The organism is Enterococcus infantis (assembly GCF_049166715.1).
In the GTDB taxonomy this organism is placed as follows: Bacteria; Bacillota; Bacilli; order Lactobacillales; family Enterococcaceae; genus Enterococcus_C; species Enterococcus_C leclercqii.
In genome coordinates this window covers 102,232-112,505 of sequence record NZ_JBMHFB010000011.1, presented here as the reverse complement: position 1 = coordinate 112,505, position 10,274 = coordinate 102,232, and the positions used below count along the sequence as shown (strand labels likewise).

Here is a 10,274-nt window from a genome sequence, read left to right as displayed (position 1 = left end):
TTTTAGCTTGAGCATCTGCCGAGAAGCATCAGATCCGAGGAGACTCATTTTCAAGGGCAATCGGAGCAATAACAGGAAGGTTTCATGACACCTTATAAATTTTGTCAAAAAAAGGGTTGCCATTCCAATTACTAGACGCTGCCTACTAACCTGTTTTGATCAATAAAAAAGCACCTTCCAACTGAATGGAAAGTGCTTGAAATCGTTGGTATAACAACGATTAACGCTTAGAGAATTGAGATGCTTTACGAGCTTTCTTAAGACCTGGTTAGCCCAACCATTTTTCAAAACAGCTTCATAATGCTTTAATAGCAACGATTTAGAGATATTAAGACACGAAAAATTTTATTACCTTTCAAATTATTTGAAAGCGATGGTGTCAATTACTCGCGAGCCGATTTGATGATATTAAACAATACTATTGAGTAGAATGACCTCATCAAACTTGTATCAAGAAAATTTAAAAGTATCATTAATACTCGTTTACTTTCTTAATGACCGTTAAACTTTCACAATAGAATTATGGTTACATTTATAAATAAAACACAAGTAATTTAGTCTGATATAAATATTATCAAGATTTTATCAATTACGATACATTGTAAGAATTATTCTTGAGTTACATAAATTAAGACAGAATTTTCAATTTAATTTTATATTGAATAAATATCTCAAATAAAATTCGTAAAACAATAATTTGACGAGTTTTAGCCTTAGAGAAAAAAGTGTATTCTGAAAAGTTGTAAACAGATATTTATAGTCTAATTTTTTCCAAAGAATAAAAAATTGTCAAAGTTTATCCATGCTTGATACCTTAATCTATGGTATATTATCATTAAGGAGGTGTGTAAAATGGCAACTAGAATTAAACGAATACGCGAACAGCAATTACTTAGTCCTGAATTTATTGCTAAACAGCTATCAATCTCCCTTGATGAATATAGAGATATTGAATTCAGTGATTTTAATAATCTAGATTCAAAACTTCAAAATAAGCTTTGTATTCTATTTGGTGTTGAAGCTGTAGATTTAGTTGAAAAAAGCAGAAGCGATATTAACGTTGACACTCTCGGGTTTGCAAGATCATTTTCACACATCAATGACAAAGACAAACATGAGATAAAAAAAATATTAACTTTCAAAAAAAAGTATATTGAAGAGATGTGCTAATGAAAACTTGCTTGCTAAATTGTAATTTTAATATATATGAAACTTCTGATACGCCAGAATCGTTAGCCAAGAAAGCTCATTTTCGCTATTTTGGTAGAGAAGTAAATATGAGTGATTTACCTATTGATCCCTTCAAAGTTTTAAAAGAAAGCGGTGCTGTTTATAGCATCGTTGACTTTGATAAACTAGAAGGGTTTTATTTATTACCGGAAAATGATGAACCTGCATTTGTTGGAATAAATAAAAATCGTCCAGTTACTAGACAAAGATTTACAGGAGCTCATGAGCTATGCCATCACCTAAAAGATAATCAAAGCATTCTTTGTAAAACAGGTGATACTGTTGGAATAGAAGTTTTTGCTAATAAATTTGCTAGCGAATTTTTAGTTCCTACTTCTATTTTAAGAGATATTTTGAAACTCAATCCAATTTGCAGAACCGATTTGGATGAGGTACTTAAATTAAGTGTCAAATTTGGTGTTAGCTTTCAATCCATGTTAATTAAAGTATCTAGTGTTTTAAATTGGAGAGATATCGACATTGGCAAGGTGTCAAAAAAATATAAACCAAATAAAAAGAAGACTGAATTAGGATTGAGCAGTGATTCTATCTTATACCAGCAAATATTAAACAGTTATCAGTTTATAAAAATAAAGCCACCTCAAAAAATAAAAACTGACTTCTTGCGATATGTAATAACAAATGATCATCGTATTGAAAACGGATCACTTAGCGACACTAGAATTAGTGAAATACTGACTTTAATAAGGCTTAACGGTGTGAAGGCAGTAAGAAGTGAGTTGACTTCAAATGAATCCGAAGTTATAGGACAATATCTAATGTATAACCAGATATTTGATGAAGTTCCTATGAGAGATTCATACCTTTCATTTTTATCTTTGCATAGGAAATTTTATGAATGTGCGCCATTTCCGGAAGCTGGTGGATGTTTTAGAGAAGCTAATGCTAGAATAAGCGGAACTAGCGTTAAAACAAGTGATCCTGAAAAAATTGGACTTTCTGTTTATCAAGTCGGTCAAGAATCAAATAAATGTTTAAAAGAAGTTAACGAAGACGATATCAGTTCTTCGATTAAAGAATTTTGCTCACTACATCATAAATTGACCGTAATACATCCTTTTCAAGATGGGAATGGAAGGACAACAAGAGCTTTTTTGAATCTTCAGCTATTATCAATTTCCGTACCACCAATTTATATTTTGGAAGGCGAGAAGAGTCTGTACAGAAACGGTTTGGTGGAATTAGATCGCTGCACGGATTTGGAAAGTAACTTATTATTTGATTTTATTCTTCAGAAAATTATAAATAACTATTCAATATTTTTACCAACAAATGAAGAATAAACATTCATGCTAGTTTCTCGATAATAATTAGCACGAAATCGAGATGCTTAGCCTTGGCACATCAATAATTTTAGACGAAAAAACTCTTCTATTCCGTAAAACACAATAAATAAAGTCAAAAGACTCCTCCTAACGTCTCTTTTGACTTTATTTATTAGGTGTGTACTTTTGTCAGTGCCCGAGGAACTCACGAGTTAGCTAACACTTTGACTTGTCCTCGAACCTTCTCAGCATATCATGATAACCGTCTGCTTTAGCATTTAGGTTTTTTCAAGCCTTTCCTACTTAACCTCCGAACCTGACAAAATAGTTGTTAACAATCAATTTAATATATCAAATTGATTTTTTTGTAGTTGCGACTCAAGTGCACTAGCTTCAATCCCAATCTCCTTTGCTAATCCATCAATAATTGATTGATAATAACTCCGTTGTAATTCCCTAGAGTTCTCAACTGTAAAAGGAAAATCTGATTCTAATAAGATTCTTGATAAAGGCACTTTTTTCATCAGTAATTTGCCTTTCTTAGTTAATAGCATATTCGAGTTGAACGAGAAGTAGCACCCTAGCTTAACGGCCTCTTCAACCTCTCTCTCATCACCCTGAAACCAATGAAGTATTTTCTTTCCACCCTCATATTGCTTCAAGAGTTCTAAAACCTTTTTCTCAGCTTTTCTCGAATGGATTGTAAAAATCTTATTAGATTCGTTAGTAGCCATCTGTAGAATCTTTTCAAATACTTCTATTTGAATGACTAATGATTGTTTGTTCCGATTGCTAGCATCAATTCCCACTTCACCTATATAGCGCGTTTTACCTATCTGAGATTGGAACTTTTTCAATTGATTAGGAAACTGAAAAATTAACTCTGGGTGATAACCCAAAGCATGTTTGAGGTACTTTGTTTCTAGAATAGTCGCTTTATTTTTTTCAAATAATGATGGTAAATTTGTCACCGCAAGTGTATATATCTTTTGCTGATTTATTTGTTGAACCATCCTCGTTCGATCCTCAGCTAAATCTACATGACAATGTGTATCAAAGTAGTTCATCGTTTTATACCTCGTTAATTAATTTCTCAATCTCACACATTCCGATAGAATAAACACGTGCATATCTCTTTAAACTTCCTACTTCAAGAGGCCCCGAGTATTGAACACGAGAAATTGGATTGGAACGCTGATTCTCAAAGATAGCAATTTTTAAAGCGTTTAATGTTTCTCTCCCTACAGTGTTTTCATATTTTTTATAACGATAAGGAGTAGTATCTTGAATATCTGATGATAGGATAGAAGCTCTTCTTATTGTACACGGAAGACAATACCCACAATGAATAGGTTCTGAGAATCCACTCCATCTTGCTTGTTCAGGATGAGAACAAGACATGGTATTGGCAAGATTCTGATTTAAAAAAGACTGATCTAGACATTGCTGGACCATCTCTCCTTTAGTTAATAACTGGTACGGATTTACTATCGAAATATTAATTCCCACAAATTCAAGAATTTTTCTAAATAAGTTCATATAGTAAGGATGCGTTGTTCTTGTACTACTACTGCCATTTCTCGATTCAAATAATGGTACATTTAACGATACAAATCCATTTTCAGGAATTATTAATTGTCCGCCACTATGTGTCAGAGCAATAGCATGAGAGAAAAACATAAATGATCGACTTCTAGTTGTAGGTTCATCCAATCCTGTTAATGATTTCATTGCAGTTGCATAAAACGATACAAAATTGCAATCGGAGAGTTTTTCAAATTTTTCTATGAGCTTTGTTTGAAGAACCTGTTGATAGTCCTTGGTTCCTTTGCTCCCACCCCCATAATGACTAACAAAAATAGGAGAAAACTCATTGTCGGAAGTCAGCATATCAATAGCACCAATAAAAGAATCTAATCCACCAGAAAACATACAAACATTTTTTCCGATTCCCTCATCATCCATATAAAAATCCATCTTACGAAGTTTTATCTCATTTTCACTATATTCTCTTTTTTTAAAAATTATTGTCCAAGTGTCACCAGTAAGAAAAGAGAGCATTTCTTCTAGAACTTTTTGAGCTACTTTCCATTTTTCAAGTAATAATACATAAATGGTCATATTAATTTCTCTAGTCCATCCATCTTTGGCACTTGAACGAGGAATTCTACGGTCGGCTGCGTATATAAAATTGGAAATTGATAAAAGATCAATTCTAGCATCATCCAGTACTGAGAAAAATCTATTATTACTTCTGCTAAAGAAAGTATCACGAAAATCTTCTGGAGAGTCTAGATTCACGGTAAACGCTAAAGAAGAACAACTGATATTTGAGATATTTTTATTCATAGTTTCCACCTATTATTTCCATTACCCCTTCAAAAACGGTGTCAATAATTTTATCAGTTGGTTGATTAAGCTGCGAATTCTTCAACATTACATAAATTTTACTGTCAACAAAATCTCTCAATTCCTGCTCCTTTAGAGATAGCATCTCAGGATCTTCAACATATTTTTCAACACCATAACCAAGGTCTTTCAATAAGAGACCCGTTATATAATTTTTTAGATACTCACAAAGTAAATCATCAATAAATTCGCTCGATATGCTATTTGCTTCTTCAATATCAAGATTCTGTTCATCAATCATGTCATAGAATGTCATCATGGTATCAATTGTTGCTTTTCGTGCTACAGCTTCTTCCTTTGACTTACCTATTGGAGCAATAATTCCAGCCAATTCCGAAAGAGCTTCATCCAAAGTTTTCCCTTCGGATAAAAGGCGAAATGAATCTAATGTAGCCTTTAGCCCGATATCATTAACTTGAGCTATGAAATCATTAATTCCAGAAAATCCTGCTTTACCACCGATTGACGAGTTCGCCAAAGCTTTCGCTCCACCACTGGCTTTTACGTATTTTCCAAACAGTGAAGACGGATCTCCACCTGAATTGTTCATATATTTTCCAAATTCCGTCTTTGCATTTTTCCAACTATTATCATTGTAATCATCCGGTAAAAGTGGATTCTTGCTTGGACCACCAAATGACGAAGATGTTCCCATTTAATTCACCCCTGTTTTTTTAGAATATTTTCCAGATTACTATTCTGACCTCGCCATTTGTCTATCAAATCTACTAATTTTTTATCATTATTATCTTGCCCAAGATAATTCTGAAATAATACACCCGCTGCACTTGGAATTTTTTTACCGCTTAGTGAGTTAAGAAAATAAATCGTTTCATCCAGTACATCTGCATTATTAGAAATCCACTCAAAAAGATTTTGAAAATCTTTAGAACTATACATATCCTTACTACTTGATAGATTGTCCGACAAAATTCTGGCAATTTCTACCTTATCAAATCTTTGAATAGTGTCTTTTTTTTCGATTGCGGAATTTAGACTAGCCGATCCCTTTGATTGCAAGAATTTCAATATTGTTTGACCATTTTTACTAAGTTTAAGAGTACCAATACTAGCTTGATTTTTTTGTGTGTCACGAGTGAAGAACAAATACTCTCGTAAATCAGCCTCCTTTAATGACGGTGTTATTGTTAACCAATTTTTTCCCCACTCATCTTGGAAAAAAGTATTTAGTGGATTTTGTGGACTACGTATATCCTTTTCCAAATCCTCTAATTCTTCAACAATGCCTGTTTCGGATTTGTTTGAAAGAATACTTATTTGCTCGTATGCTGCTGGTTTAAAATATTCTAGAAGCATAATTTTTGTTAATATTTTTCTATCTAATTCAATGCCATAAGATTTAGCCATAATTTCACGCATTTTCATAGTATTCAAAAATCTTTTACATTGTCTTGGATTTCCATTAAGCCCTACTGCTAACAGTCTAGATAATTGAAGAGCAATAGTATACACTTCTTTTAATTCGTCGAAGTATTCCTCTTCAGAATACCCCGATAAAGCCTTCTGTAATTCAAACTTAAGCCTTTTTTCTATTCTCTCGGTGTTAATTTGGATGAATATTGATCCTGATAAACCTTCATCTTCGAAAGAATCTTCCAAAAGTAAACAGAAGATATAGTATTCGACTTCTTTCGCATTTAATTGCGGAATTTTAATAGGGTATTGTACAAGTTTTTCAAGGTACTCTTGACCAATATCAATTTGTCTTCCTTCTATTTCAGCAAACTTTCTTTCAACTGAATATGAAATATGTCGTTCATCTGCACCGATTATAAAAACCGTATTTCCAGTAAAAACAAAAAGTCTCATCGCTTCTAAGGTTTCAATAATCGTATCAGGACTACATCGGTCAAGTTCATCAATAAAAACTACTAATTTCTCAATTTTACTTGCTAAAAGAAGTTCAGCGAACTCCGCTTGGAATTTTTTTAAATCCTTCCGTAATTCATTATGGTTTAACTCGTCCCTAACATGATTAGTCACCTTTTCTAATTGACTTTCAGAGATTTCTTGATTACTCAAAGTAGTTAATTGCTTAACCGTCTCCCCAATTACAGTACCAATACCTCCTGTTGCTAGAACATCTGCCGTAATAGCTGCACCTTTTTTGAACAATTTTATTTTATCGACACTTCTATATAATCCCTTAAGAATCTCAGTGGCTTTTTTACTCAATCCTTCACGAGCGCTAATAGTATCTAAAATACTTTCTAAAAGAACAGATTTGGCATCTTCATAGCCCTCGAACATCCAACCATTAAAGTTTAAGACATCAATCTTTTCGCTGCTTCTCTTTTCCGTTAAATTTTTAATAGCCATTTTAATTAGACTAGATTTTCCTGAACCCCAGTCACCATAAACTCCAATAGTTGCTGGAAGTAATTTTTTATTATCTATTAATTCTGTTAACAACTCTGTTAAGTAACCAAAATTCAGATAATCTATCTCAGTTTCACTATCTCGCCACATATTTATTCTCCCTTTTAAAATTTTTCCACTCATATCTTTACATACTTTTTGAAGCACAGAAATAGAAGTGCTATTTATCTATCAAACCACTCAGAAATCTCATCCGGTGTCTTCTCTACGTACAATTTCATTAACTTTGGTCGTATAGACTGAAATATCCGTACCAATTCTTCTCCACCAAACAGAGTACAAAATGGCTTAGCCATCAGATCTTGTGATAGATCAGAAATCATCCTTTCCGTGGCTTTATCGTCATCTAACACATTGATTAATTTTCCAATCAAATATTCTTCTGAAAATTCAATACTTCCTTTTCCCGCAAGACTATCTATCGAATTCTTTACCATTTTAATGATTTTGTCTTTTTCGCCAAACTTTATTTCGCCGCTCATTTCAATAAAGTCATTCGTATCCGATGCAATAATCATTGCTGTCTCTTCTTTTTCTTTATCGGTTAGCTCTTTCAATTTATTTGAATTGACAACTTGTTCATTCACGATATCTGATACATAGCGCATCATAATCTTTGGCAAAATATCGGCAAAGCAATCATCAATAAATTCTTCCATTGGATAGCCAACTTCATTTTCCCATCCTGGATTTTTAAACTCACCAGTAAAAAACTCTTCTCTGATTTCATTCACCACTTCAGGATAAGCTTTTACCAATTTACCCTGCCCTTTTAACTTCAAGTAGTCTGCAATATATTCTTCAATATTTCCAAAATAAAACCAACCTACCGGTTTCCCACTAATACTCGATAATTGATTAATCACATTTTCAGGTGCCAACGCATAGCCTTGAACATAGGAACTAATCGTTGGTTTTTTTATCCCCAAGCGGTTGCCCAACTCCGTAAAGGACAGATCCATACTCTCTTTGATTTCCTTAATTCGTTGTCCTACCTTCACTTTATCAGGTTGTAATAAACCAAACATAGTTTACTTCCTCCTTGTCATTTTTTTCTATTATATCACTCGTATAAAATTTCGTATATGTTTTTTTGCTAAATCTCTTGACTTCGTATAAACAAACGTATAAAATACAAATCATAGATGGCCATCTATATTTTTTTAAACCAATCGTATAAATTATCGTATATCCAAAAAGGAGGGCTATTATGCCAATTAAAATCAATGATCTCACTTTACCAAAAGAAAAACTCGAAAAAGAATACCAAGTCGTCAACGTCACTCGCTGGCAAAAAGACGGAGAAATTTTAGGTTGGAGTTATGAATGTATCCTACCAAAACTCCGCTACGAAAAAATCAGCGTCAAAGTCAAATCTGAAACTCCTGTGATTACTCCAGAAGAGCTTACTCAACAAGGTTTAGCCATGGTTACATTTACCAATTTAGTAATTGCACCTTGGGGACGCTCAAATGGTCAATTCGTTAGTTACGGCTTATCAGCCACGGCAGATGCGACAACTTTGATTCCGAAAAAACAAGGCCCTACTACGCAAAACTAATTTTCCTATGGGTTTGTTGGGTGGTTAGGACGAAACGGCGAGGCAGCGCCATAGAGCCGCTTCTGTCCGTTAAGACCGCCCAATAAACCCATAGGCTGGAAGGACTGCTTTGCAGGACTTCCCCTTAACTTGATTTATAGAACAACATCTAGAGAAAATAAACGGATCATTGACAATTGAATAAACAACAAGGAGTGATGATTTTTGAAGGCTTATAATCAGAAAATCATTGAAACTCCCACGTACCTTGAAATTTATGATTATGAAGCAATCATTACTCCTAAACAAAAATCAGACAAAAATGAAACCAATCCAAAACGAAAAAAAGAATTAGCTTGGCTTTATGAAGAAGAAAACACCATCACTGATAAGAGAAAAAACTATGATGAATTATCTGCTCAAGGACAATACGACAGCTTAAAACGAAAACAAAAACACTATCAAAATATGCGATTTGAAATTGCTCGACTCGTGGATATGAACTTTGACAATCAGACAAAATTTTTAACTCTCACTTTCAGAGAAAACATTCAAGACATTGCCTATGCGAATAATGAATTTAATAAATTTATCAAACGACTAAACTACGAACTCTATCACACAAAAAAATCTAAGCTAAAATACCTTGCCACGTGGGAAAAACAAGAACGAGGCGCCATCCATTATCACATTATCCTGTTTGACTTTCCTTTTATCTCCTTCAATCGCCTTACAACCATCTGGGGACATGGATTTGTCAAAATCAACAAGATTGATGTGGATAGTATCGAAAATCGTGGACGCTATATCAGTAAATATTTTGATAAGGACTTGGATATGAAAGAGCATAAGAAAAAAGCGTTCTTCAAATCTCAGAATCTCAAAATACCTAGTGTCAAAAAACAACTCGTGGATCAACCTTTTGATACCACAAATCAAGACGTGCTTTATACCAATGAGTATCTTGTAAGACGTCCAATATTTTACAGTGCTGTTAATGAAGATGGGAATCCAGAACAAGTGATGGATTTTCAAGAAAGCATTGTTCGTTATACCAAGATAAAAAAATAATTCATTATTCCCTACGCAAAATTCAAAGGAAGTGAGAATATGACCGAAATGAAAATTTTACTCAGTGATGACCAGATGGGCATCATTTCTACTCAACTATCTGATTTAATCACAACTGAAATCGAAAAAATTAAGACACAGGAAAACCTGCAACACCGCTATATGAATAAAAAACAAACTTGTAACTATCTACAAGTTTCCAATAATACGTTAGATGGCTGGATTAAAGATGGCTTGCCCTTCATTCAAATCCACGGATCAAATAGATTTGACCGTATCGCCATTGATCAATGGCTAGCAAGCCTAGCAAAATAATTCCGACATCGTTATACTCCATG

At 33.5% G+C, this 10,274-nt stretch carries 10 protein-coding genes; 5 read left to right on the top strand and 5 right to left on the bottom strand.

All coding sequences use genetic code 11. From position 1 onward, the window contains the following. Window positions 1-852: 852 nt before the first annotated feature. Together ACOMA8_RS13115 and ACOMA8_RS13110 are read left to right on the top strand one after the other, a co-directional pair. A complete protein-coding gene (locus ACOMA8_RS13115; protein WP_311880317.1) occupies window positions 853-1,170 on the top strand; it encodes a hypothetical protein in 318 nt (105 codons plus the stop codon). Further along, window positions 1,170-2,534, top strand: a complete 1,365-nt coding sequence (locus ACOMA8_RS13110; RefSeq protein ID WP_349706345.1) for an ImmA/IrrE family metallo-endopeptidase — start codon at window positions 1,170-1,172, stop codon at window positions 2,532-2,534. The genes ACOMA8_RS13115 and ACOMA8_RS13110 overlap by 1 nt, the downstream gene beginning before the upstream one ends. A 320-nt stretch (window positions 2,535-2,854) precedes the next feature. Here ACOMA8_RS13110 and qatD read toward each other — a convergent pair whose 3' ends face one another. Genes qatD through ACOMA8_RS13085 form a run of 5 tightly spaced genes read right to left on the bottom strand, consistent with a single transcriptional unit; the run spans window position 2,855 to window position 8,353 of the window. Then, window positions 2,855-3,583 (bottom strand): Qat anti-phage system TatD family nuclease QatD, encoded by a 729-nt coding sequence (qatD, locus tag ACOMA8_RS13105; RefSeq protein ID WP_311880319.1) that lies wholly within the window; start codon window positions 3,581-3,583, stop codon window positions 2,855-2,857. Between the two features lie 4 nt (window positions 3,584-3,587). Next, on the bottom strand, window positions 3,588-4,865 hold the full coding sequence (gene qatC / locus ACOMA8_RS13100; protein WP_311880320.1) for a Qat anti-phage system QueC-like protein QatC: 1,278 nt from the start codon (window positions 4,863-4,865) through the stop codon (window positions 3,588-3,590). Continuing rightward, entirely contained in the window at window positions 4,858-5,580 is a 723-nt protein-coding gene (locus ACOMA8_RS13095; RefSeq protein WP_311880321.1) for a hypothetical protein, read from the bottom strand. Before ACOMA8_RS13095 ends, qatC begins: the two co-directional genes overlap by 8 nt. Window positions 5,581-5,585: 5 nt before the next feature. Next, window positions 5,586-7,448: a KAP family P-loop NTPase fold protein gene (locus ACOMA8_RS13090; RefSeq protein WP_349706347.1), complete on the bottom strand. Its 1,863-nt coding sequence runs from the start codon at window positions 7,446-7,448 to the stop codon at window positions 5,586-5,588. A gap of 41 nt (window positions 7,449-7,489) precedes the next feature. Further along, entirely contained in the window at window positions 7,490-8,353 is an 864-nt protein-coding gene (locus ACOMA8_RS13085; protein ID WP_311880323.1) for a helix-turn-helix domain-containing protein, read from the bottom strand. Between the two features lie 182 nt (window positions 8,354-8,535). On the opposite strand from ACOMA8_RS13085, the gene ACOMA8_RS13080 reads away from it, so the two are divergent. The 3 genes from ACOMA8_RS13080 to ACOMA8_RS13070 all read left to right on the top strand — a co-directional run bounded on the left by ACOMA8_RS13080 (window position 8,536) and on the right by ACOMA8_RS13070 (window position 10,251). Further along, window positions 8,536-8,886, top strand: a complete 351-nt coding sequence (locus ACOMA8_RS13080) for a hypothetical protein (RefSeq protein WP_421371284.1) — start codon at window positions 8,536-8,538, stop codon at window positions 8,884-8,886. Window positions 8,887-9,090: 204 nt separating this feature from the next. Further along, a complete protein-coding gene (locus tag ACOMA8_RS13075; RefSeq protein WP_311880325.1) occupies window positions 9,091-9,936 on the top strand; it encodes a rolling circle replication-associated protein in 846 nt (281 codons plus the stop codon). Window positions 9,937-9,975: 39 nt separating this feature from the next. Further along, window positions 9,976-10,251, top strand: a complete 276-nt coding sequence (locus tag ACOMA8_RS13070; protein ID WP_060815436.1) for a helix-turn-helix transcriptional regulator — start codon at window positions 9,976-9,978, stop codon at window positions 10,249-10,251. Window positions 10,252-10,274: the final 23 nt, after the last annotated feature.